The organism is Flavobacterium fryxellicola (genome assembly GCF_900143245.1).
Lineage (GTDB): Bacteria > Bacteroidota > Bacteroidia > Flavobacteriales > Flavobacteriaceae > Flavobacterium > Flavobacterium fryxellicola.
The window spans coordinates 618588-641570 of sequence record NZ_FRDK01000001.1; the positions used below are offsets into that span (position 1 = coordinate 618588).

Below are 22983 nucleotides of genomic sequence, written 5' to 3' on the forward strand. Positions count from 1 at the left end.
AAGCCGCAAAACTTAAATTTTGCGGCATTCTTTGTGCTTAATATTTTTACTTCAAATGTTCCAGCATATTAGTAGTCATGCTCTCTAGATCAAACTCATGTTTCCAGTTCCAGTCTTTTCTAGCTTCAGCATCATCAATACTTGCTGGCCAGCTGTCGGCTATTTTTTGACGAAAGTCAGGATTATAAGTAACTGTAAATTCAGGAATGTGTTTCTGGATTTCGGCAGCAATTTCTGTGGGTGTAAAACTCATCGCGGCTAGATTGTACGAAGATCGAATTTTGATTTCTTCAACGGGAGCTTGCATGATTTTTATAGTCGCAGCAATCGCATCATCCATATACATCATTGGCATTTTAGTTTCGGAGGATAAAAAACATTCGTAAGTTTTATCAGCAAGTGCTTTGTGAAAAATATCAACTGCATAATCCGTAGTTCCACCACCAGGAGGCGATGACCAGCTGATTAAACCCGGATAACGGATGCTTCTTACATCTACACCAAAAATATTATGGTAGTATTCACACCATCTTTCGCCCGCTTGTTTGCTGATTCCGTACACCGTTGAAGGCTCCATAATCGTGTATTGAGGCGTATTTTCTTTTGGAGTTGTGGGTCCAAAAACGGCAATACTCGAAGGCCAAAATATCTTTTTTATTTTTCCGGCTTTCGCCAAATTCAAAACGTGAAACAACGAATTCATATTTAAATCCCAAGCAAAGGCTGGGTTTTTCTCTGCTGTCGCTGATAATAAAGCAGCCATCAAATATACATCGGTGATTTGATGCAATTCTACTAAATGTTCAATTTGATTAAAATCCAACGCATTCACCACTTCAAACGGTCCGGAATTAACGACATCGATATTCAATTTTCTGATGTCCGAAGCAATTACATTTTCGGTTCCGTAAATGGAGCGTAACTTTTGCGTTAGCTCCGTTCCTATTTGGCCACAAGCGCCTATAATCAATATTTTAGTACTCATTTTTATCTGTTTTGAAAAACAAAGATAACGTTTTCGCAAATACCATAATTTTGATAAAAATGATGATAAATATCTTAAAATAATGATAATAATTTAGATGATTTATTAATTGTGCTTTTTTTTAAATATAAAAATTGCTGCCGTACTATTAATTTAATAGTCCAAAATGTGAATTTTAAATCAAGATTAATTTCGTCGAAATATTTTGGTATGAATTATAAAATTGCTTTGGTGTAATTCCTTATTTATTTTCAGAGACAATACCTTTTTTGACACCTTTATTTATAGATTGTTTATCCTAAAATAAAATACTTTTTTAGGAGGTAAAAAAGCATAAAGCATTCCCATTTCTGGAATTCGTTATTGTAGATTTACTTCGTAACTTTGTGCTTTAATGAAATTAAAAATGAAATACAAATTCGCCGTTTTCTTTTCTCTGGTTTTTCTATTGTTCTCTTGTAAAAATGAGGATGAAAAACGCATTGCGGAGAATGAAAAAGAGATCCAAAGAAGAGAAATCATATTTACTAATATACAGAAAGGATGGGTTTTTTACGACACTCCGGTAACAGAAGCTTCTGAAAACAGTGTGGCAACTTGGAGTGAGTGGCGAATTTTTTTAGCAGAATTAGCGCAAAAACCCAAAAAAACAATTGGTGCTTTTCAGCAAAAATCAAAGTCGCTTACCAAAAAAGCAATGGCTTTAAATGATAACATTCCTTTTGAATTTAGTAAACCACAGATAAAAAGCAGGATTTCGACCTTAATTACTAAAGTTCAAATGCTGGATTTATTCCTTAATCTAGATACTATTCCAGATAAAAAAGTGACGCAGTTAGTTGCTGAAATTAATTTGGAACTCGTTTCCTTACAAAGACAAATGGACAAAATTGTTGACAAAAGTAACATTCCAGTCGAAGAAGGAGAATCTGACTTGTTGAAAATGATGGATACCACAAGAGCCATTCCCAATACACCAATCATAGATCCAAATATTCCACGCGTTGAGTAAAACAGCCTTATACACTACCTACGATAATTCGCCTAAAACCAAGCAAATTGTTGCCTGTCTATTAGAGAATAACCAAGTTAAGATGCACCTTTCGGGACTACTAGGTTCTGCACTTTCATTTGTAATGCGGTCACTTTTTAAAAAATCAGAGCTCCCTTTTTTAATCGTTGTAAATAATAAAGAAGAAGCAGCCTATTATTTGAATGATTTAGAACAAATGATTGGTGAGCAAGATGTACTTTTTTATCCGGGCTCATTTCGCCGTCCGTACCAAATAGAAGAAACCGATAATGCCAATGTGTTGCTTCGTGCTGAGGTGCTAAACAGAATCAATTCCCGCAAAAAGCCGGCCGTTATTGTTACGTATCCCGAAGCCTTGTTTGAAAAAGTGGTCACTCGAAAAGAATTGGACAAAAATACACTGAAAGTAACTGTTGGCGATAAGATTTCGATTGACTTTATTAACGAAGTATTATTCGAATACGAGTTCAAAAGAGTCGATTTTATTACGGAACCTGGAGAATTTTCGGTTCGCGGAGGAATTGTCGATGTGTTTTCGTTTTCAAATGATAATCCGTACCGAATCGAGTTTTTTGGCGATGAAGTGGAAAGTATTCGAAGTTTTGATGTTGCGACTCAATTGTCAATTTTACAACAGAAGAAAATCACGATCATCCCAAATGTGGAAAACAAAGTTTTTCAGGAAAATCGAGAAAGCTTCTTAGATTATATTTCGGAGAAAACCGTTATTGTAATTCAAAATACGGAAGATTTTCTATTACAACTGGACAAACAATTTGGCAAAGCCGAAGAAGCTTTTGCAAAGTTATCTCAGGAAATCAAGCGTTCATCGCCGGAACAATTGTTTTTAAACCAAGCGGAGTTTATAAAAAGAGCCTTGGATTTTTCGATTGTCGAGTTGAGTTCGAAAGCTATTTTTAGAACAAACAAAAAATTCGAATACTACATTCAGCCACAACCGTCGTTCAACAAACAATTTGATTTATTGTTGAATAATTTGAGCGAGAATCATTTCAATGGATACAAAAATCATTTGTTTTGTTCTAATGATGCGCAAGCCAAACGATTTCATGATATTTTTGAAACCTTGGATGAAGCCAATTCCGAGAATATTCGCAAGCAATACCACACCGTTGTTTTGCCTTTGTACCAAGGATTTATCGACGAAGAAAACCAAATTACCTGCTATACGGATCACCAGATTTTTGAACGCTATCATAAATTCAACATTAAAAACGGTTATTCTAAAAAACAAAATATCACGTTAAAAGAACTAACAACTTTAGCTGTTGGCGATTATGTGACGCATATTGACCACGGAATTGGACGTTTTGGAGGTTTACAAAAAATACAAGTCGAAGGCAAAACACAAGAAGCAATCAAGCTCGTTTATGCCGATAATGACATTGTGTATGTAAGCATTCATTCGCTGCATAAAATTTCGAAATACAACGGAAAAGATGGAACGCCGCCCAAAATTTACAAGTTAGGGTCGAATGCTTGGAAGATTTTAAAACAAAAAACCAAGGCGCGTGTTAAACATATTGCCTTCAATTTGATTCAATTGTATGCGAAAAGACGATTAGAAAAAGGATTCCAGTTTGCGCCGGATAGTTACTTGCAAAACGAGTTAGAAAGTTCCTTTATCTATGAAGATACGCCTGATCAAACCAAATCAACGGCAGAAGTCAAAGCCGATATGGAAAGTGATCGGCCAATGGATCGCTTGGTATGTGGTGATGTAGGTTTTGGTAAAACCGAAGTCGCTATTCGTGCCGCTTTTAAAGCAGTGGACAACAGTAAACAAGTGGCAATTTTGGTTCCTACAACTATTTTGGCCTACCAACATTACCGAACTTTCACCGAAAGATTAAAGGATATGCCGGTTTCTATTGGCTACTTAAATCGTTTTAGAACGGCCAAACAAAAAGCAGAAACTTTAAAATTATTAGCCGAGGGAAAACTCGATATCTTAATTGGAACCCATCAATTAGTTAATAAAAATGTCGTTTTTAAAGACCTTGGATTGTTGATTGTAGATGAAGAACAAAAATTTGGCGTCAACGTAAAAGACAAACTCAAAACTATTGCGGCTAATGTGGACACCTTGACATTAACAGCAACCCCAATCCCAAGAACATTGCAGTTTTCGTTGATGGCAGCACGCGATTTATCAGTAATAACAACGCCTCCGCCCAACCGTTATCCGATAGAAACGAATGTCGTTGGCTTTAGCGAAGAATTGATACGAGATGCGATTTCGTATGAAATTCAGCGCAACGGACAAGTTTTTTTCATCAATAACCGAATCGAAAATATTAAAGAAGTGGCTGGAATGATTCAGCGTTTGGTTCCTAATGCAAAAGTAGGAATTGGTCACGGACAAATGGAAGGAAAAAAACTAGAGGAACTGATGCTTGCTTTCATGAATGGCGAGTTTGATGTTTTAGTGGCCACAACGATTATCGAAAGCGGATTAGATGTTCCCAATGCCAATACGATTTTTATCAATAATGCCAATAATTTTGGATTGTCTGATTTGCATCAAATGCGAGGTCGAGTAGGACGGAGTAACAAGAAAGCGTTTTGTTACTTTATCTGTCCGCCGTATTCTGCCATGACTGATGATGCCAGAAAACGAATTCAAGCTTTGGAGCAATTCAGTGAATTGGGAAGCGGTTTTAATATTGCTATGAAAGATTTAGAGATTCGCGGAGCCGGGGATTTATTGGGTGGTGAACAAAGTGGTTTCATTAACGAAATAGGTTTCGATACGTATCAAAAAATCATGAATGAGGCCATTGATGAATTGAAAGAAAATGAATTCAAGGATTTATATCCAGAAGAAAATAACATAGAAACTAAAGAATACGTTAAAGACCTGCAAATCGATACCGATTTTGAATTATTGTTTTCGGATGAATACATCAATAATGTAGCAGAGCGATTGAGTTTATATAACGAATTAGGAGCGGTAAAAAATGAAGAAGAGCTTGTCGTTTTCCAAAACAAATTGATTGACCGTTTTGGTCCAATGCCGCCACGTGCCAAAGCCTTGATGAACAGCATCCGTATCAAATGGATTGCAACGCATATTGGAATCGAGAAATTAGTGATGAAACAAGGCAAAATGATCGGTTATTTTGTATCAGATCAACAATCCGCTTATTACCAGTCCAAACGTTTCAATCAAATGATACAATTTGTAAAAAAAAACAGTGCTATTTGTAAAATGAAAGAAAAACAAACCCCAGCAGGATTGCGTCTTTTATTGACTTTTGATAATGTAAAGAATACCAGAACAGCACTAGAATTGATGGAAATGTTGGGAGGTAAATAGGACATTACTAAAGCTTCCAGCCTTCAAAGCTGGAATATTTCTTTTAAATTTACTCGATAATTAAATCCTCAATTTCATCAAAATTTTGATTAATCGTATGGTAATATTTAAAATTTTCTAAATCATTAAACGATTTTATTACTTTGTCTCTTTGCAATTTGGTGTTTTTGGTTGAAATTACTGTTCCATAAGAAGTCCAAGGATATTCTACGATGTGTTTTGTAAACTTATGATGAACAGGATTATTGTGGATATAAAAAACAAGTTTTTGGAAATAAGTTTCAGAAGTAACCACTTTTCGTCTAAAGTTTTTCTCAAACAAACTACCTGTCCTTTTATATCGCTTATTCATCGCTAAAGTATAAGCGTTAAATAAATTTGAAAACTGTTTTGAAGCACTAACCATTTTTGGTTTATCAGTTGAAGAGTATTCTAATTTTGTAACATCAATTTCTCCGGTTTCTTTGATATAAACTAGAATGTGAAAATGATTTTTCATCAAACACCAAGCGTAAGTTTCGGCGATGGGGTCAATGTATTTCTCGTATAACCTCAAGAAATGTTTGTAGTTCTCAATTTCATAAAACAAATCAATTCCATTATTACCTCTATTATAAATATGATAATATTTACCGTTTTCAAGAGGAATTGGATTCATAATGTGTTTTTTTAGTTTAAAAGCTTCCAGCCTTCTAAAGCTTCCAGCCTTCTAAAGCTTCCAGCCTTCAAAAGGCTGGAAGCTTTCTATATAATAGAATTTTTATTAATTCTTCAAATCCTTTATAACCTTAAACGCTACGTCTACTTGTTCTTCACTCACTAAAATCGTAAATTCATTCGAGGTCGAAATTACCTCATTGATAATAATTCCTTCCCACGCCAAACGTTGAAAAATGAAATAGTAAATCCCAGGAACGACAATATTTTCCTTTGGTAATTTTACGGTTATTGAGGCTAGATTATCTAGTTTTTGAATCAGTTTTTCAGTAGCAAAATGCTTGTCAACTAAGTGATTGATGCTGTTGCTTACCACAATGTTGGTTTCGTTTACTCCTCTGGATGAGGTGTAAAAAATATCAGGAAGTGAGTTAATATCCGTTATTAAATCGGCTTGTTTGTTTAAAACAGTGTCAGAGGCAGCAAAAGTGTAGTCCGTCAAAGCGGAGCGAACAGTGATTTCCCCGATGTTTTTTATGACTTTATTAATTTTATGATTTAACCTAAAATCTAGTTCTTCGGTTAATCTTTTTAAAGCCATAACAACAGCTCCTTGTTTTACTTCCTTGCCAAATTCACTTTCTAATTCGGTCATTATGTTTCTAGATAATGAGGTCAAATTAATAATACCTAATGATAATGCATTTAGTAAAAAGGGCTTTGTTTTGATGTAATTTTCAACAATGGAAGAAACAGTTTTCATGATTTAATTTTTAGTGGTTGTTATTTTACGTGTAGTTAGTGTGTAGATAGGACGCAAATATAAATAAAAAACAATTTGTTACAAATATAACAACGATAAAAAGCAACTAAAAATGATAAAAAGCGTCGATAAGATGTTCAATAACAAATGATTTGCCTTCTTTGTTGATGGCAATGATATCAAATCGCACCTCAATATCAAGATTTCTTTCGTTCACAAAAGCATCAACGGCCTTGACTAATAGCTGGATTTTTTTTGACTTTACAAAATCCTGAGGTAAACCAAAATCAAGAGAGGAGCGCGTTTTAACTTCAACTACTGCGAGTGTATTTCCTTTTCGGGCAAGAATATCTATTTCTGCTTTTTGGAACGTCCAATTGGTTTCTAAAATGATATAACCCTCTTTACTGAGAAATTCGACCGCCATTTCTTCTCCTAATTTTCCAAGCTCGTTGTGTTCTGCCATAAAAAAGTTTTCAGTCGTGGTGTTCGTTTAATAAACCTATGAAATTAATCCCTACACTTCAGAACATTAATTTATAATTAAAAATCCAAAACAATATTCAGTATTACAAACAATTATCCTGAGTCTACTTCGTTTAGTCTCTCCCTCCGAAGGAGGGAGGAAAGCTCTACTCAAAAACTAACGTACTGCATTTTTCATTGACATTAATTGTCACATTATTTCCTAAAATCAAGGCTCTATTGTCTTGAATATGACCTGCAGGGAAATTGTACATAATAGGGATAGAATACTTTTTTGTAACATCTTCTATAATTTCGATGGCATTTTTCCCCCAAGGAATATCATTATCCTTCATTTTTGTCATGCTACCCACAACAATGCCTTTGATGCTTTCTAGACATCCGTTGCGCTTTAAATTCATCAACATGCGGTCAATATGGTATAAATATTCGTCTAAATCTTCTATAAACAAGATTTTGTTGGAACAATCAATTGCGGAGGGCGAACCAAACAAACTGTAAAGAATGGATAAATTCCCGCCTACTAATTCACCCGAAGCTTTGCCCGGTCTATTCATCAGGAACGGATCGATGTCATAGGAAAGTTTTTCGCCAAATAAAGCAATTCGGAGTGTTTCGATGGCTTGAGGAGTTGCTCTTGGAGCGGTGATTGGCATAATACCGTGAATGGATTTATAACCCATGGTATTCAAATGATTGTGTAAAACAGTCACATCACTAAAACCAACAATCCATTTCGGGTTTTTTTTAAAGGTAGTAAAATCCAGTAAATCAATTATTCTAACGGTTCCGTAACCCCCTTTTACACACCAAATGGCTTTGATATTTGGATTGTCCAATTGATGCTGAAAGTCGGCAGCACGTTGTTTGTCTGTCCCCGCTAATTGATCATTGTCTAAACCTATAGTACTGCCTATAACCACTTCTAAACCCCAACTCTTCAATAAATTAATGGCAGGTTTCAAGTTATCCTCTGTATTTTTTCGGGCTGTAGCCAAAATAGCTACAGTGTCGCCTCTTTGTAAACTAGGTGGTGTGATCATTTGGTGTTGGGCTTGGCTGTTAAAAGATTGTAAAACAAAAATAAGCAATAGAAATTGATATAAAATGAGATTGCGGATGTTTAGAGGAAATTGATTTTGGGTCATGCTGTATTGCTTTACTGAAATAATTCTAATTAGAAAGTCTTTTTGGGACAAAAACAAAGATAGACAATTAGAAAATAAGTCTAAGTTCGCCGCAAATGACTATTTTTACAAGAAACAGATTCTGAAATGGAATCAAATTAACGGCGTTAATATAGGATGCTTATGAGGATTACATATTGGGTTCTTCTTTTATTTTTATTTTTTCCAATAGCAAAATCTATTGCACAGCAGAAAAAATATGTGATTCATACTGTTGCATTTTATAATTTTGAAAATCTTTTTGATACCATAAACGACCCAGATACTTTCGATGAAGAGTGGACACCAAAGGGTTTGCAGCGTTGGACATTCGATAAATATGAAAAAAAACTAGGGAACCTAGCCCGTGTTTTAGCTGAAATAGGATCTGCTGAAAATACAGATTCTCCCACATTTATTGGTGGATGCGAAATAGAAAACAGAGGCGTGCTGGAAGATTTAGTCAAACAACTCAAACTAATTGAGAAAGACTACGGAATCATCCATTTTGATTCGCCGGACAAAAGAGGAATTGATGTGGCGTTATTGTATCAAAAAAAGAAATTTCAACCTACCAGCTATAATAATATTCCCTTATATATTTATAAAGAAGGACTTGCTATAAATGAAAGTTCTAAAGCCAGTGCTGAAGAAAAAACAGATGACGAATTAGAGGTAAGTACAAAAAATTATCGCGTTTACACTAGGGATCAATTATTAGTGACCGGATTTTTAGATGGAGAGGAAATTAATATTATCGTGAATCACTGGCCGTCCCGATCAGGTGGAGAGAAAAAATCAAGTCCATTCCGGGAAGCCGCTGGAGCATTAAACCGAAAAATTATCGATTCGCTACAACGCATCAATCCAAATGCAAAAATCATTACGCTCGGGGATTTGAATGATGGTCCGTATAATAAAAGCGTCAAATTAGGGCTGGGCGCCAAAGCTAAAAAAACAGAGGTCCTTCCCCTTGGGATTTACAACCCATTTGAAGAGATGGCCAAAAAGGGATTTGGAACTATCGCTTTTCGAGACGCTTGGGATGTTTTTGACCAGATAATGGTTTCTGAAACCTTATTGAAAACAGATTATACAAGTTTTAGATATTGGAAAGCAGGAATTTATAACAAGTCATTTTTGATACAAACCAGTGGACAATATAAAGGGTATCCTTTACGGCATTCCACAACAGAAATTGGATTCAGTGATCATTTTCCAGTTTATATTTATTTAATAAAAGAAAAAAAATAGCATTTATAAATTCATAACTTTACCTTTAAAATATAAAAGATGGCAGTAGCAAAACCTTTCAACCTCAATAAATGGATTGACGAAAACCGTCATCTGCTTAAACCGCCCGTTGGGAACAAAAATTTATATACGCAATCTGGAGATTACATTGTGATGGTAGTTGCGGGTCCAAACGCCCGAAAAGACTATCATTATAATGAAACAGAGGAGTTGTTTTACCAACTTGAAGGAAGTATTAAAGTAATCATTCAAGAAGATGGTGCGCGAAAAGAAATGGAACTTCATGCCGGCGACATGTACCTGCATCCTGCTAAAACACCACATTCACCCGTGCGTTCCGAAAATTCTATAGGGCTCGTAATCGAGAGAAAACGTGCTGGTTTAGGTTTTAAAGATGGCTTATTGTGGTTTTGTGATAAGTGTAATACTAAATTACATGAAGTCTATTTTGAGCTTTACGACATTGAAAAAGATTTTCTTCCTCATTTCAAACATTTTTATAGCTCCGAAAAATTGAGAACGTGCACAAAATGCGGAACCGTAATGCAAGTTGATCCTAAATTTATTTAAACTGAATTTTAAATTTCCGTAGGGAGTAGCCTACTATGGGTTTCATCTTTTGTCTCTAAAAAACAAAACAAAAGAAAGTCACTTCGAATTACAGGCAGGTCAGGACAAAAAATATGTGGTTTGTAGAATTATTTTTTAATTCGAAGAGAGAAACAATCCCAAGCCATCGCCGATTTTCATAAGTTTTAAGATAGATTAATAGGACTAGTATTTTACTGATTTTTAAGTTTAAATAAGCAAAAATAAAAGCGATACTTTTTATTATTTCACGTTTAATCGGTATGTTTGTAGAAAAATATAACAATTTTTAATAAAAAAGTTACAATGATAACAATAGCAGATCAATTCGGAATCAAAGAAGCCCTTAAGCAATTAGGTATTGAAGCCATAAATGAGGGAACATCGACTGGAGCAGCTAATTTTGCCAACGGAAAAATCATCGAAAGTTATTCGCCAGCAGATGGAACTTTAATTGCAAAAGTGAAAACATCTTCTAAAGAAGATTATGAAAAAGCGATGCAAAAAGCATCAGAAGCATTTTTAGAATGGCGCATGGTTCCAGCTCCTAAAAGAGGAGACATCGTACGTCAAATGGGAGATGAATTAAGAAAATTCAAAGAGCCTCTTGGAAAATTGGTCTCTTATGAAATGGGGAAAAGTCTTCAGGAAGGATATGGTGAAGTGCAGGAAATGATTGATATCTGTGATTTTGCGGTTGGATTATCACGCCAATTGTACGGATTAACAATGCATTCTGAAAGACCTTTGCATCGCATGTACGAGCAATACCATCCAATAGGAACGGTTGGAATTATTTCGGCTTTTAACTTTCCAGTAGCGGTTTGGAGTTGGAACGCCATGATTGCATTAGTTTGTGGTGATGTTGCCATTTGGAAACCGAGTTCAAAAGTACCTTTGTGTGGCATTGCGTGTCAGAATATTATCAAAACCGTTTTAGAAAGAAATAACGTTCCTGAAGGGGTGAGTTGTTTAGTAACCGGAAATGAATCAGGAGATTTAATTAATAACGACAAGAGAATCTCATTGGTTTCTTTTACAGGATCAACAAGAATTGGACGTCATGTATCAAAAACGGTTGCAGAACGTTTTGGAAACACCATCCTTGAACTAGGTGGAAACAACGCCATTATTGTTTCGGAACATGCTGACATTAGTATGGTTCTCGTTGGAGCTGTTTTTGGAGCGGTAGGAACAGCAGGACAGCGTTGTACGTCAACTAGACGTTTGATTATTCACGAAAGTGTGTATGACAAAACCATCAACGTTTTGAAAAATGCGTATGGTCAACTGCAAATTGGAAATCCATTGGACGAAAACAACCATGTTGGGCCGCTTATCGATAAAGGAGCTGTTCAGGATTATTTGAATGCTATTGAAAGTGCCAAAAAAGAAGGCGGAAAAATAATTGTTGAAGGTGGTTTGTTAGAAGGGAATGGGTATGAAAGTGGTTGTTATGTGAGACCCTGTATTATTGAAGCGGAGAATCATTTAGACATTGTGCAAACAGAAACGTTTGCTCCTATCTTATATGTAATGAAATACAGTACAATTGAAGAGGCCATTGCTTTGCAAAACGGAGTTCCACAAGGACTTTCTTCTTCTATTTTTACTAATAGCATGAGAGAAATGGAATTGTTTCTTTCTCAGTCTGGTTCTGATTGTGGAATTGCCAACGTAAACATAGGAACTTCTGGCGCAGAAATTGGTGGTGCTTTTGGCGGTGAAAAAGAAACTGGTGGTGGCCGTGAATCTGGTTCTGACGCTTGGAAAGCGTACATGAGAAGACAAACAAATACGATCAATTACGGAACGCAATTGCCTTTGGCACAAGGAATCAAATTTGATTTGTAACGTAATTTAGAATTAAATATAAAAAAGGCAATTTGAGTATTTCAAATTGCCTTTTTTTATTTAATTCGCAGAATTGGGTTTGCGCTATAGATTGAACGAAGCGCCAATATTAAAGGTAAACTGGTTGTTCAATTTATCAAAACCTATTGGATTTGTTTTGTAACTGGCAATTGGAATTCCAGCTTCGGTGAAAAATCCAAAACCTTCTGTAAAGAAATAACGGAATCCTAAGTGCGCACCAAAATTACGCAATCCTAAATCCAATCCTGGGTATAAATCCATTTTTGGATCTAATTTAAAAACATTCCCCAAGTTGGCATTAAACCGTCCTTTTAGATCCACTCTATCACCAAAATCAGGTTTGTTTCCCAAATCATCGTTGGAGACTGATAACAAGTAAGAAGTGGCAAATCCAAATGACATATTTTCTCCCAATCCAAAATCAGAAGAAACACGGATTCCAGATCCTCCATTTTGAAAGTTCGCTCCTATGTCAAATTTCACATCGCCTTTTCCTTTGAATGCTTGGGCATTGATTAAGCCGACCGTCAATAATACTAGTACTGTAGTGATTTTTTTCATGTCTTAATTTTTTTAAATGGTAGTAAAAGTAGTTCAATAAATCTAATTTCTGCCTCTCTCGTCAAAATACAATTGATTCAAAGGCTCACTTTGCCAAAATTCCTTGGTGTCAACATCCATAATAGTTAAGGGGCCTTTGAAAGCGGCTCCGGTATCTACATTCCAAACATTTGCCTTTTGTACGGGCGTTGTTTCCCCTATTCGAGTAACCGGTGTGTGACCAATATAGATTTCGTCATACAAAGTAAAACGCTTTGGATAAAACGGGTGATTGCTTTTCATTGTTGTATCTAATGCCAAAGCCGTTTCCCATAAAGTTCTGTCCCAATAAAAAAGTCCTGGAAAATATTCAAAATCAACTCCATTCATATTGGTGAAACCAGCGTGCACAAACAAACGCCGTTGCGCATCCAGATAATAATTGTCTAAAGATTTTAGAAAATCAATATGCTGCTGCTTGGTTTCTACACTTACGGACTCATAAGCAAGTACGGTCGCTTCCCCGCCATGTTTGTACCACAATAAGTTGTCTTTACTTTCATCAAGCCATTCAAGTAAGAGATCATCGTGATTCCCGCGGATGCAAATACAGTTTTGATTGGTTTTTAAATCAATTATAAAGTCAAGTACCTGAGGAGATTGACTCCATCCGTCAACATAATCTCCTAGAAAAATCAGGGTATCGCTTTTAGTAACTTTGGCTCTTTCTATAATTTGGTGCAGCGCTCGCAAACCACCGTGGATATCGCCTATAACAAGTGTTCTCATGTACAAATTGTTCTTTTTATTAATGCAAAAATAGCAGAAAATAAGCACTATTTTTCAATTTATAAAATTAAGTAAAAGAGCGATGAACCAGACTTTTTTAGTTTGTTTTTTTTAATTATTTTACAGCATGATTATTTTATTTTGAAACTGAAATATCACTGTTTTAGGTGATTGTTTTATTTGATTTTTCAGATTAGTTTTACCAAAAATAAACACCGCTATTATGACCGCAATTATTGATATTACACTATTCTTTGTTCATGTGATTTGTAGTTTGGTAAACGATATTTTACTTGGGTAATAGTTTACCTGCGTTTAACTTGCTAGTAGATTTTGCTGCGGAGAATAGATTTGTAAAAACTGAAATCAATTTCTAAACAAAGAATGTCTTCCGTATTGAGGTATTCAAAGAATGCACTTATATCTGTTTTTCACGCAGGTAATAGTAAAAAAAGACATTGTATCCTTTGTTACGTAAATGAAATATTTAATTAAGATCGCACAGCATGTTTTTAAAAAGGAATGTACAAGAGTAATTGAATACATTAATTGTTTAAAAAAGAAAAAGAAAAAGAATAAAGAAACAATTAAGAGGGTAACGGTAGTTTTTTCAGTTTCTGTACTGTTGACATCTTGTTTCTCTTACACAAGTGTTGTGGGTAAAGGAAGTCAAGGGAATTCAAGCGTTACAAAATGGAATCACTATGTTGTTGTTGGATTTGCAACAGTTGGAGTGTCAGACTCTAAAGAAACGCAGCAGGAGCAACAGATTATACTGTTTTTATAAGACAATCATTAGTAAATGGTCTTATTGCTGCAATTACTTTTAGTATTTATACGCCAACAACGACTACCGTAACTAAATAATTAAATAAAATGGCTTAGGTGTTTTTTTACCATCATCAAATTTTAAAAAAACGAAAAAAATATTGTTTTTTATCTCAGGTATAATCGCACTCTATTTATTGTTTATTTTTTTAAACATTTTTATAGATCATTATCAAAAACTAAATAATCTTGGTTTTGGATTCCTTTTTGGAAAGATACTACTTTTATTATTTGTTGGATATTCTACCTATAAATTGAGAAAGAGTTTTTAATTTACTGCACATCATATTTCATTTTTCTCAAAATTCGCAACGCTTCTTTAAAAGATAAATACACTTGATTGAATGGTTTTAATAACGCTTTGGCATCAATCAATCTTTGTTTTGCCTCATCAAAACCGTTGAGGTAACAAATCATAAAAGTAGAGGGTAAATTTTCTAAATCTTTCCTTTCCCGCTCGGATAACGAAATTTCTTTTTGGAGCTTTTTTAGCAAAGCAATATTGGAATTATAAATGTGAAAAAGCATTTTCTTGTTGAATTCCGGTGGCTTAAAAAGCATCTCACTGGCAATTTTGTAATAACCGTTATCATGAAAATGAATGGTTTGCTTTTCTAGAGGATAGTAGCTCGTTTTGTCGTTCAAACCCAAGGGAACATATTCAATTATGGTAAAAGTGTCCTCGTCAAAAGTAATTTCAACCACATCTTGTGCGGAATAGAATAGCTTGATTTGTTCGTTGATCAGTTCAATATCTACTCGGGATAAATAGGTTTTGTCACGGGATTTTTTGCCAATTCCTGCCCAGCAAATCACAAATAACTCTTTAAACACTTTGTATTTTGGTGCCATATCCTTGTGTCGGAAATTCATAAAATCAATCACGCCATCGAGTGTGTATTCGATGCTGTTTCGGGAGTTGTTTTCAATGCCTATTACCGTTTCCGTGTTCTGGTAGTTTTTTTCTATTTCGCCCTCCACTGGTATCGTGTTGCTGCCGCGTCGTATAAAAATACTGTTGGCTGGAATTGTGTGAATCCCTTTTTTGAAATGGGAAGTTTTGCTTTTTGGCTTGACCGTAACTAAACCTATCACCTTGTCCTTGGGTAAATTTGGAAAGGGCACATTTTCGTATTGAATCTTGGGAGGATTTTCTAGATAGGCATTTACTAAATTCTGAATCCGGCTATCGTCAAAAAAGTCGTCGCCTACAATAGTGTTGTCTTGATCCTCAACACCCACCACAATATAGGAATTGTTTGAAGGATTTGAATTAGAGAGTGCACAGATGTGTTTTAAAAATTTGGCTTTTCCTTCCCGAGTGTGTAAATTCAACTGCCGCTTTTTATCATAAAAACTGCTCTCATCATTGTGAGCCAGCAGGTTTTTAATAAGTATGCGTTTGTTGATCATACGTGTTTATTATTGTACAGCAAGGGTGCCTATTTATTAGTTCTGCTTTGAACTTTTTGAAGCAGAAAGTACCCCAGATTCGCAGATAATAAAATTAATTAAAAATCTGTGAATCTGCGGTTGTTTTTTTTTGTTAAAATTCTGGTTTAGCACCATTTTGAAAAAGAATTGTAATTCACCCTATTCGAAGGTTAAATAAATAATAATAGAAATAAAAAATTAACAATAATCAATCTCTTTTTAAAATAGTTGCTGATGCTTGTGCCGTTGGTAAAACCATTAAATCGGCAATGTTGACGTGATAGGGTCTGGAGACAACAAAGTGAATGATGTCAGCAATGTCCTCTGGATGTAATGGTTCAAAACCTTTGTACACATTGGCGGCTTTGTCAACATCTCCTTTGAAACGCACTTCGCTAAATTCAGTTTCAACAGCACCAGGATGAATAGCGCCCACCCGAATTCCAAACGGATTCAAATCCATTCGCATGGCTTGGTTTAAGGCGTCAACAGCATGTTTAGAGGCGCAATAGACATTTCCGTTTGGATATACTTCTTTTCCAGCGATGGAACCAATGTTGATAATATGTCCCGATTTCCGTTCAATCATTTGTGGAATTATAGCTTTCGAAACATATAAAAGTCCTTTTACGTTGATGTCAATCATGGCATCCCAATCGTCTAAATCTCCGTTTTGAATGGAATCTAAACCATGTGCGTTTCCGGCATTATTAATCAAAATGTCAATTTTGGAAAAGGACTCTGGTATAGAATTTATGCTTTCGAAAACTGCTTTTTTATCCCGGACATCAAAGGATAAGGTATGCACTTCAGTGAATGCTGAAAGTTCGTTTTTTAGTTCTAATAACCGGTCTTCACGGCGTCCGCAGAGAATAATGTTATAGTTGTTTTTAGCTAATATTTGTGCTGTTGCTTTTCCAATTCCGCTGGTAGCTCCAGTCACTAAGGCTGTTTTATTCATAATTTTTTTCTGTTTTTTTTCTAAATTGAGTGCATTGGAAATTAATGCTTAGGCAACATCACTTCCCATGCTCGCGGACCAAATGGCAAACCAATCTTCTTGGTCTAATACTAATTCGACCGCTTTTGTCAGTGCTTGAATTCGAGCTACATTTACTGTTCCGGCAATAGGAATTACGTGGGCAGGATGTTTTAAAATCCAGGAAAGTAAAATCGAATCGGAGCCCAAATGGTATTTCGAAACTAAGGTAGCCAATAGTTTTTTCAATCGCCTGGTTTGTGGAATGTCTTCTCTAAAAACCGATCCCAGCGGATTCCATGACATGGGCTGGATGTTGTTGGCTTGCATGTAATCAAAGCTTCCATCCACCATAGGTTCAAAATTAGTGGCTGAAAATTGTATTTGATTGTACAAAACTTCTGTTTTTTGACGAATCAGTTCGGTTTGTGATGAGGTGAAATTCGAAAGACCAAAATCGATGATTTTCCCCTCTGATTTGAGTTGTAAAACCGCTTCGGCAATTTCATCGGCATGCATCAATGGGCTGGGTCTATGGAGTAACAGCACATCCAAATAATCGGTGTGTAGGTTTTTTAATGAATTTTCAACAGACCAGATGATGTAATCTTTGGAATATTCGTAATGTTTTAAGTTGTTTTTACGGTTCTCGGTAACCATTTGGATGCCACACTTGGAAATTAATTGCATCCTTTCCCTAGCAATTTTGCTGGAAGCGAAAGCTTTTCCAAATTCAGATTCAGTAGTGTAATCTCCATATATGTCGGCATGGTCAAAGGTGGTTATTTTATTTTCTAAACACACGTTAATCATGTTTGCCATTTCTTTGGTGTTGAGATTTTTATCCCATATTCCCCAATTCATAACACCTGCTACAATCGGTGATAATTTTGTTTTATTCATGGTTTTTATTTTTTGTTGAAATTGATAATTGTGCTATTTCGAAGTGTATTTGTCAAAGTTCTTAAAAATATAAAAATTGTATCATAATTCGTCCTTAAAATTAGGGCTTTTATTGAAGTTTTAACCATTTTTTAACATCTTACTTCTAAAAAAAAATTCAATTTGCACCTTCAAAATAAAGGCAATCAATTCAAGGTTTTAAAAATAATAAAATGGAAGAAAATACAGCGACTTTAGACATTAGAGCAATCAATGAAAAAATTGAAAGAGAGAGTGCTTTTATAGACCTTCTCACTATGGAAATGAATAAAGTTATCGTGGGTCAAAAGCACATGGTAGAGCGTTTACTCATCGGGCTTTTGGGCCAAGGACATATTTTATTAGAAGGTGTTCCCGGTTTAGCAAAAACATTGGCAATAAATACGCTAGCGCAAGCTGTTCAAGGATCTTTTAGCCGCATCCAATTTACTCCTGATTTATTACCGGCGGACGTTGTGGGTACCATGATTTACAATATCAAGTCTAATGAATTTTCAATAAAAAAAGGACCTATTTTTGCTAATTTCGTTTTGGCTGATGAGATTAACCGAGCGCCTGCCAAAGTGCAATCGGCATTGTTAGAAGCGATGCAGGAAAAGCAAGTAACTATTGGTGATACTACCTTCAAACTAGACCGACCGTTCTTGGTTTTAGCCACTCAAAATCCAATTGAGCAAGAAGGAACGTATCAACTGCCGGAAGCGCAAGTCGATCGTTTCATGTTGAAAACGGTGATCGATTACCCAAAAATGGAGGACGAGCGTTCCATCATTCGTCAAAACTTAAAAGGAAGCTATGAGAAAGTAAACGCGGTGGTTTCAGTAGAACAAATTTTACGCGCACAAGAAGCCGTTCGGGAGGTTTACATGGATGAAAAAATAGAAAAATACATACTTGACATTATTTTTGCCACGCGTTATCCAGAGAAATACAAATTGGCTGATCTGAAACCATTAATCAGTTTTGGAGCATCACCACGTGGAAGCATCAATTTGGCTAATGCCGCAAAATGCTACGCTTTTATCAAACGTCGCGGGTATGTAATTCCAGAGGATGTCCGTGCTGTAGTTCATGACGTATTGCGTCACAGAATAGGCGTAACATACGAAGCGGAAGCCGAAAATATTACCTCGGTGGATATCATTAACAAAATTGTAAACGAAGTAGAAGTGCCTTAAAAAGATTTAAGATTTTTGATATGTGATTTAAGATTTTAGATCTGAAATCAGCAATCGTTAATCAACAATCAACAATCAAATGGATACAAAAGACCTCTTAAAAAAAGTACGTAAAATAGAAATAAAAACCCGAAGGTTGAGCGATCATATCTTTTCAGGAGAGTATCATACGTCTTTTAAAGGACGTGGAATGACGTTCAGTGAAGTGCGTCAATACCAGTACGGTGATGATATTCGTGCCATTGATTGGAATGTAACTGCACGGTATAACGAAGCACACGTAAAAGTTTTTGAGGAAGAACGCGAATTGACCATGATGTTGATGGTTGATATTTCGGGTTCCGAGAGTTTCGGTTCAAAGAACCAATTCAAGAAAGACATTGTTACGGAGATTGCTGCCACGATGGCTTTTTCGGCGACTCAAAACAATGATAAAATAGGTTTGATTTTGTTTTCCGATGATATCGAATTGTATATTCCGCCAAAAAAAGGAAGGTCGCATGTGTTGCGAATCATTCGAGAATTGATCGAATTTCAGCCTAAAAGTCGTAAAACTGATATCGGGCAAGCCTTGAAATTTCTATCGGGAACCCAAAAAAAGAAAGCGATTGTGTTTGTGATTTCTGACTTCATGTCGGAAGATTACGAGCAAACCTTGAAGATAGCATCAAAAAAACACGACATCACAGGGATTCGCGTGTATGATATTCGGGAGGAGAAAATGCCAGATTTAGGTATGGTTTCTATGCTCGATGCTGAAACTGGCGCCATCGAATTGATAAATACCGGTTCGAAAGCGGTGCGAATGAATTATGAAAAAAAGTACCACGATAAAGTCAACTATTTTAAAGAAACATTTAGCAAGTCAGGTTCTGGTGTTGTCAATACCAGAGTTGATGAAAGTTATGTGACAAAATTATTAAGTTATTTTAAATCGAGATAAAGAAGTTAGATTGTTGATTAACGATTTTTGATTTCGGATTTTTTTTTAAAAGGCAAGTGATTTCACATTTAATACTGAAAAATAGAATTTGTAAAAATATTCAAAATGAACAAGCAGGAATTAGAAAATAGATTGATAGATTTTGCTGCCACAATAATAATTGCTTCAAGTAAATTTGAAAAAAATTATGCTGGAAATCATCTCGCTGGACAAATAATTCGTTCTGGAACTTCACCGGCTTTAAACTATGGAGAAGCGCAAAGTGCAGAGAGCACTAAAGATTTTGTTCACAAAATGGGAATATGTTTGAAAGAATTAAGGGAACGTTTTGTTTGTTTGAAAATTATTGAAAAATCAAATTTAATGTCAGATTTAAATAGTTTATCGATTGCAAAAACGGAGGCCAATGAGTTAATTTCTATTTTCGTGGCAAGTATTAAAACCGCTAAAACAAATTTGAAATAATTTAGATTATTGATGGTAAACGAGTAGAAGTAGCGACGGAAATCTGCAATCAAAAATCGTTAATCTTCAATCAAAAATCAAAAGGGTTCAATAATAAAACATGAAAAAACAATTACACCTACTATTACTACTGCTTTCTACAGCTGTTTTTGCACAACAAAAGCAAGTGGTTACTAGCATTGATACTACTAAAAATAAAATTGGCGCCGAATTTAAACTGTCTATAAAAACTACTGTTGATACTTCGGCTAAGGTGATTTTTCCAAAGTTGAGAAATGTCGGGGCTTTAGAGGTGATTCAGTCGTATCCAGTTGATACGGTCAAAATGGAAGGCCGTTATGAATTAATCAAAAAATACGGTTTGACCCAATTTGATTCTGGTCGCTATGTTATTCCGAGCATCAAGATTTTTATTAATAGCAAACCGTTTATGACGGATTCCCTTTTAGTAGAAGTAGCCAATGTTCAAGTGGATACTTTAAAGCAAAAAATGTTCGACATCAAGGACATTGCACCTGCGAATAACCCAATTGGAGGTTGGTGGAAATACGTGCTCATTGTTGCGTTGATTTTGGGTATTGGAGCCTTTATTTATTGGTTTGTTAAAAAACGTCAGGAGAAAAAACTAAAAGAAGAAATTTATAAAACACCAATCGAAAAAGCAACTAGTTTACTGGATACTTTAGAGAAAAAGGAACTTTGGCAAAAAGGAGAGGTCAAAGCATACTATAGTGAATTGACGGATATCGCAAGAAATTATATTGAAGAAGCGATAGAAATACCGGCGATGGAAAGTACTACATCGGAACTAATTCAAGGGCTAAGAGCGGCCTCAGTCAAAAAGAAAATGACACTTTCACAGGAAATTATTGAAAATCTAGAGCGCGTTTTAAAACAAGCCGATTTAGTGAAATTTGCCAAATCGAAACCATTGGATTTTGAGATTACGGAGGATCGAAATAAGATTCAAAAGGTAATCCTCACATTAGACAACTCAATTCCTGTGGAGATTCCTGTGGAGGAAGACATGCTCTTGAATGAAGCGCAAAGACAAAAACAGATACAAATCCAATTGCGCAAACAAAGGAATAAACGCATCGTTACGGCAGTGGTTTCAGTTGTATTTTTATTAGCAGCGACCACCACCTTTTTTATCGTTACCAAAGGTTTTGATTACGTAAAAGACAATATAATAGGGCATCCAACCAAAGAATTATTAGAGGGCGAATGGGTGAAAAGTGAGTACGGAAACCCGGGAATTGTTATAGAAACACCAAAAGTGCTAAGGAGAGTAGACTTGACAAAAACCCTTCCTAAAAATGGGATGGCTTTGATTAAAGAAATGCAGTCTTTTGCCTATGGAAGTGTTTTGGATCGTTTTTATGTTCTGGTTTCTACTCTAAAATTCAAAGCAGAAACTCAAATTGACCTGTCTAAATCTATGGATGGTGCCTTACAGTCACTTGAAGCGCAAGGTGCCCAAAATATGATTGTTAAGCAGGAAGACTTTGAAACTAAAGAAGGGGTTAAAGGAATGAAGGCCTATGGAACATTCTCACAAGTTGATAGTGACAATAAGACTACTGCAAAAATGTATTATGAAGCATTACTGTTCAGTCAAGAGGGCGGTTTGCAACAAATTTTATTATTCCACGAAGAAGGCGACAAATATGGTAATGAAATAGCAGAACGAGTCTTGAATGCGGTCGAATTAAAACAAGCAAGTAAATAATGGAGAAAATAACTTTTTTAAACCCAGAATTTTTTTGGTTGTTTCTGCTGATTCCGGTTGTAATTCTCTGGTTCATGCGAAAAAAAAACCATCAATCACCCACATTAAAAATAAGTTCGTTAGATGGATTCAAAGGCACAGGATCATACGTAACAAAGCTAAAACCAATTTTAAACGTATTTCGCGTATTGGCTTTGTGTTCCTTAATAATTGCCATGGCCAGACCAAGAACGGTTGATGTGAGTAATAAAACCAAAACCACAAAAGGGATTGATATTGTAATGGCAATTGACGTTTCTGGAAGTATGCTTGCCAAAGATTTGAAGCCAAACCGTATGGAAGCACTCAAAAAGGTAGCTGCTGATTTTGTTGAAGAGCGACCAAATGACCGAATTGGATTAGTAGTTTACGCTTCTGAAGCCTATACAAAAACGCCTGTAACTAGCGATAAAGCAGTTGTTTTGGAGGCAATCAACAGTATAAAGTACGACACTGTTCTACAGGATGGAACCGGAATAGGAATGGGATTAGCAACCGCTGTAAATAGATTAAAAGACAGTCAGGCAAAGAGCAAAGTAATTATTCTATTGACAGATGGAGTAAATAATGCCGGATTTATTGAGCCCGAAACTGCCTCTGATATTGCCAAGCAATACGGAATTAAAGTCTACACAGTAGGAATTGGTACCAACGGAATGGCGATGTTTCCCTATGCTGTTGCGCCAAATGGAAAGTTTTTATTCCAAATGATGAAAGTGGAAATTGACGAAAAATTGATGAAAAATATCGCCAGAAAAACAGATGGAAAGTATTTTAGAGCGACGAGCAACAGCAAATTAGCAGAGATTTATGCCGCTATCAACAAATTGGAAACGACAGAAATCGAAGAATTAAAATTCTATGATTATGATGAAAAATTCAGGCCATTTATATGGTTTGCCGGTTTTTTATTATTGCTGGAGGTAGGATTAAGGAATACGGTTTTTAAAAGCTTTATTTAAATTTA

22 protein-coding genes are annotated in these 22983 nt (G+C 35.5%); 12 read left to right on the top strand and 10 right to left on the bottom strand.

Annotated elements, in window-relative coordinates:
- Positions 1 to 46: 46 nt before the first annotated feature.
- On the bottom strand, positions 47 to 985 hold the full coding sequence (locus BUA03_RS02745) for an L-threonine 3-dehydrogenase (protein WP_066075631.1): 939 nt from the start codon (positions 983 to 985) through the stop codon (positions 47 to 49).
- A 406-nt stretch (positions 986 to 1391) separates the two neighbouring features.
- Here BUA03_RS02745 and BUA03_RS02750 point away from each other — a divergent pair, with 406 nt between their 5' ends.
- Complete coding sequence (locus BUA03_RS02750) at positions 1392 to 1997, top strand: hypothetical protein (protein ID WP_066076038.1); 606 nt, start codon at positions 1392 to 1394, stop codon at positions 1995 to 1997.
- Positions 1990 to 5358: a transcription-repair coupling factor gene (mfd, locus tag BUA03_RS02755; protein WP_066075628.1), complete on the top strand. Its 3369-nt coding sequence runs from the start codon at positions 1990 to 1992 to the stop codon at positions 5356 to 5358. The genes BUA03_RS02750 and mfd overlap by 8 nt, the downstream gene beginning before the upstream one ends.
- 49 nt (positions 5359 to 5407) lie before the next feature.
- Here mfd and BUA03_RS02760 read toward each other — a convergent pair whose 3' ends face one another.
- The 4 genes from BUA03_RS02760 to BUA03_RS02775 all read right to left on the bottom strand — a co-directional run bounded on the left by BUA03_RS02760 (position 5408) and on the right by BUA03_RS02775 (position 8307).
- Positions 5408 to 6016 (bottom strand): hypothetical protein, encoded by a 609-nt coding sequence (locus tag BUA03_RS02760; RefSeq protein ID WP_066075625.1) that lies wholly within the window; start codon positions 6014 to 6016, stop codon positions 5408 to 5410.
- Between the two features lie 105 nt (positions 6017 to 6121).
- Positions 6122 to 6778 (bottom strand): aspartate kinase, encoded by a 657-nt coding sequence (locus BUA03_RS02765; RefSeq protein WP_066075622.1) that lies wholly within the window; start codon positions 6776 to 6778, stop codon positions 6122 to 6124.
- Between the two features lie 106 nt (positions 6779 to 6884).
- Positions 6885 to 7244 (bottom strand): YraN family protein, encoded by a 360-nt coding sequence (locus BUA03_RS02770; protein ID WP_066075620.1) that lies wholly within the window; start codon positions 7242 to 7244, stop codon positions 6885 to 6887.
- Positions 7245 to 7410: 166 nt separating this feature from the next.
- Entirely contained in the window at positions 7411 to 8307 is an 897-nt protein-coding gene (locus BUA03_RS02775; protein ID WP_066076035.1) for a S66 peptidase family protein, read from the bottom strand.
- Positions 8308 to 8574: 267 nt separating this feature from the next.
- On the opposite strand from BUA03_RS02775, the gene BUA03_RS02780 reads away from it, so the two are divergent.
- The 3 genes from BUA03_RS02780 (at position 8575) to amaB (ending at position 12126) form a co-directional block, all read left to right on the top strand.
- Complete coding sequence (locus tag BUA03_RS02780; protein ID WP_066076032.1) at positions 8575 to 9684, top strand: endonuclease/exonuclease/phosphatase family protein; 1110 nt, start codon at positions 8575 to 8577, stop codon at positions 9682 to 9684.
- 39 nt (positions 9685 to 9723) lie between these two features.
- Positions 9724 to 10254, top strand: coding sequence for a 3-hydroxyanthranilate 3,4-dioxygenase (locus tag BUA03_RS02785; protein ID WP_066075618.1), 531 nt, complete (start codon positions 9724 to 9726; stop codon positions 10252 to 10254).
- 324 nt (positions 10255 to 10578) lie between these two features.
- A complete protein-coding gene (amaB, locus tag BUA03_RS02790) occupies positions 10579 to 12126 on the top strand; it encodes an L-piperidine-6-carboxylate dehydrogenase (RefSeq protein WP_066075615.1) in 1548 nt (515 codons plus the stop codon).
- Between the two features lie 84 nt (positions 12127 to 12210).
- Here the strand turns inward: amaB and BUA03_RS02795 are convergent, their stop codons facing one another.
- Positions 12211 to 12708: a DUF6646 family protein gene (locus tag BUA03_RS02795; protein ID WP_066075613.1), complete on the bottom strand. Its 498-nt coding sequence runs from the start codon at positions 12706 to 12708 to the stop codon at positions 12211 to 12213.
- A 42-nt stretch (positions 12709 to 12750) separates the two neighbouring features.
- Positions 12751 to 13476 (bottom strand): metallophosphoesterase family protein, encoded by a 726-nt coding sequence (locus BUA03_RS02800; RefSeq protein ID WP_066075608.1) that lies wholly within the window; start codon positions 13474 to 13476, stop codon positions 12751 to 12753.
- 478 nt (positions 13477 to 13954) lie between these two features.
- Between BUA03_RS02800 and BUA03_RS02805 the strand changes: the two genes are divergently transcribed.
- Both BUA03_RS02805 and BUA03_RS17160 read left to right on the top strand, forming a co-directional pair.
- A complete protein-coding gene (locus BUA03_RS02805) occupies positions 13955 to 14263 on the top strand; it encodes a hypothetical protein (RefSeq protein WP_211266372.1) in 309 nt (102 codons plus the stop codon).
- On the top strand, positions 14260 to 14343 hold the full coding sequence (locus BUA03_RS17160) for a Bor/Iss family lipoprotein (protein WP_211266374.1): 84 nt from the start codon (positions 14260 to 14262) through the stop codon (positions 14341 to 14343). Before BUA03_RS02805 ends, BUA03_RS17160 begins: the two co-directional genes overlap by 4 nt.
- A 234-nt stretch (positions 14344 to 14577) precedes the next feature.
- On the opposite strand, the gene BUA03_RS02810 is transcribed toward BUA03_RS17160, so the two are convergent.
- The 3 genes from BUA03_RS02810 to BUA03_RS02820 all read right to left on the bottom strand — a co-directional run bounded on the left by BUA03_RS02810 (position 14578) and on the right by BUA03_RS02820 (position 17620).
- Positions 14578 to 15717, bottom strand: coding sequence for an ATP-binding protein (locus BUA03_RS02810; protein WP_066075605.1), 1140 nt, complete (start codon positions 15715 to 15717; stop codon positions 14578 to 14580).
- Positions 15718 to 15946: 229 nt separating this feature from the next.
- Complete coding sequence (locus tag BUA03_RS02815; RefSeq protein WP_066075602.1) at positions 15947 to 16699, bottom strand: SDR family NAD(P)-dependent oxidoreductase; 753 nt, start codon at positions 16697 to 16699, stop codon at positions 15947 to 15949.
- A 48-nt stretch (positions 16700 to 16747) separates the two neighbouring features.
- Positions 16748 to 17620, bottom strand: coding sequence for an aldo/keto reductase (locus BUA03_RS02820; protein ID WP_066075599.1), 873 nt, complete (start codon positions 17618 to 17620; stop codon positions 16748 to 16750).
- Positions 17621 to 17832: 212 nt separating this feature from the next.
- Here BUA03_RS02820 and BUA03_RS02825 point away from each other — a divergent pair, with 212 nt between their 5' ends.
- The 5 genes from BUA03_RS02825 to BUA03_RS02845 all read left to right on the top strand — a co-directional run bounded on the left by BUA03_RS02825 (position 17833) and on the right by BUA03_RS02845 (position 22978).
- Positions 17833 to 18837: an AAA family ATPase gene (locus BUA03_RS02825; protein WP_066075597.1), complete on the top strand. Its 1005-nt coding sequence runs from the start codon at positions 17833 to 17835 to the stop codon at positions 18835 to 18837.
- 79 nt (positions 18838 to 18916) lie between these two features.
- Positions 18917 to 19780 carry a DUF58 domain-containing protein gene (locus BUA03_RS02830; RefSeq protein ID WP_066075594.1) on the top strand — a complete coding sequence of 288 codons (864 nt, stop codon included), beginning with the start codon at positions 18917 to 18919 and terminating at the stop codon, positions 19778 to 19780.
- A 105-nt stretch (positions 19781 to 19885) separates the two neighbouring features.
- Positions 19886 to 20245 carry a four helix bundle protein gene (locus tag BUA03_RS02835; protein WP_066075591.1) on the top strand — a complete coding sequence of 120 codons (360 nt, stop codon included), beginning with the start codon at positions 19886 to 19888 and terminating at the stop codon, positions 20243 to 20245.
- Between the two features lie 100 nt (positions 20246 to 20345).
- Complete coding sequence (locus BUA03_RS02840) at positions 20346 to 21977, top strand: hypothetical protein (protein WP_066075589.1); 1632 nt, start codon at positions 20346 to 20348, stop codon at positions 21975 to 21977.
- Entirely contained in the window at positions 21977 to 22978 is a 1002-nt protein-coding gene (locus BUA03_RS02845) for a vWA domain-containing protein (protein ID WP_066075586.1), read from the top strand. The genes BUA03_RS02840 and BUA03_RS02845 overlap by 1 nt, the downstream gene beginning before the upstream one ends.
- Positions 22979 to 22983 lie beyond the last annotated feature (5 nt).

Bases quoted from the DNA above. Each gene is read 5' to 3' on its own strand.
- BUA03_RS02760 (WP_066075625.1), bottom strand. From the start codon at position 6,016: ATGAATCCAATTCCTCTTGAAAACGGTAAATATTATCATATTTATAAT.
- BUA03_RS02840 (WP_066075589.1), top strand. From the start codon at position 20,346: ATGAAAAAACAATTACACCTACTATTACTACTGCTTTCTACAGCTGTT.
- BUA03_RS02810 (WP_066075605.1), bottom strand. From the start codon at position 15,717: ATGATCAACAAACGCATACTTATTAAAAACCTGCTGGCTCACAATGAT.
- BUA03_RS02750 (WP_066076038.1), top strand. From the start codon at position 1,392: ATGAAATACAAATTCGCCGTTTTCTTTTCTCTGGTTTTTCTATTGTTC.
- BUA03_RS02845 (WP_066075586.1), top strand. From the start codon at position 21,977: ATGGAGAAAATAACTTTTTTAAACCCAGAATTTTTTTGGTTGTTTCTG.
- BUA03_RS02825 (WP_066075597.1), top strand. From the start codon at position 17,833: ATGGAAGAAAATACAGCGACTTTAGACATTAGAGCAATCAATGAAAAA.
- BUA03_RS02795 (WP_066075613.1), bottom strand. From the start codon at position 12,708: ATGAAAAAAATCACTACAGTACTAGTATTATTGACGGTCGGCTTAATC.
- BUA03_RS02775 (WP_066076035.1), bottom strand. From the start codon at position 8,307: ATGATCACACCACCTAGTTTACAAAGAGGCGACACTGTAGCTATTTTG.
- BUA03_RS02805 (WP_211266372.1), top strand. From the start codon at position 13,955: ATGAAATATTTAATTAAGATCGCACAGCATGTTTTTAAAAAGGAATGT.
- BUA03_RS02785 (WP_066075618.1), top strand. From the start codon at position 9,724: ATGGCAGTAGCAAAACCTTTCAACCTCAATAAATGGATTGACGAAAAC.
- BUA03_RS02830 (WP_066075594.1), top strand. From the start codon at position 18,917: ATGGATACAAAAGACCTCTTAAAAAAAGTACGTAAAATAGAAATAAAA.
- BUA03_RS02745 (WP_066075631.1), bottom strand. From the start codon at position 985: ATGAGTACTAAAATATTGATTATAGGCGCTTGTGGCCAAATAGGAACG.
- amaB (WP_066075615.1), top strand. From the start codon at position 10,579: ATGATAACAATAGCAGATCAATTCGGAATCAAAGAAGCCCTTAAGCAA.
- BUA03_RS02765 (WP_066075622.1), bottom strand. From the start codon at position 6,778: ATGAAAACTGTTTCTTCCATTGTTGAAAATTACATCAAAACAAAGCCC.
- BUA03_RS02770 (WP_066075620.1), bottom strand. From the start codon at position 7,244: ATGGCAGAACACAACGAGCTTGGAAAATTAGGAGAAGAAATGGCGGTC.
- BUA03_RS02835 (WP_066075591.1), top strand. From the start codon at position 19,886: ATGAACAAGCAGGAATTAGAAAATAGATTGATAGATTTTGCTGCCACA.
- BUA03_RS02780 (WP_066076032.1), top strand. From the start codon at position 8,575: ATGAGGATTACATATTGGGTTCTTCTTTTATTTTTATTTTTTCCAATA.
- BUA03_RS02800 (WP_066075608.1), bottom strand. From the start codon at position 13,476: ATGAGAACACTTGTTATAGGCGATATCCACGGTGGTTTGCGAGCGCTG.
- BUA03_RS02820 (WP_066075599.1), bottom strand. From the start codon at position 17,620: ATGAATAAAACAAAATTATCACCGATTGTAGCAGGTGTTATGAATTGG.
- BUA03_RS02815 (WP_066075602.1), bottom strand. From the start codon at position 16,699: ATGAATAAAACAGCCTTAGTGACTGGAGCTACCAGCGGAATTGGAAAA.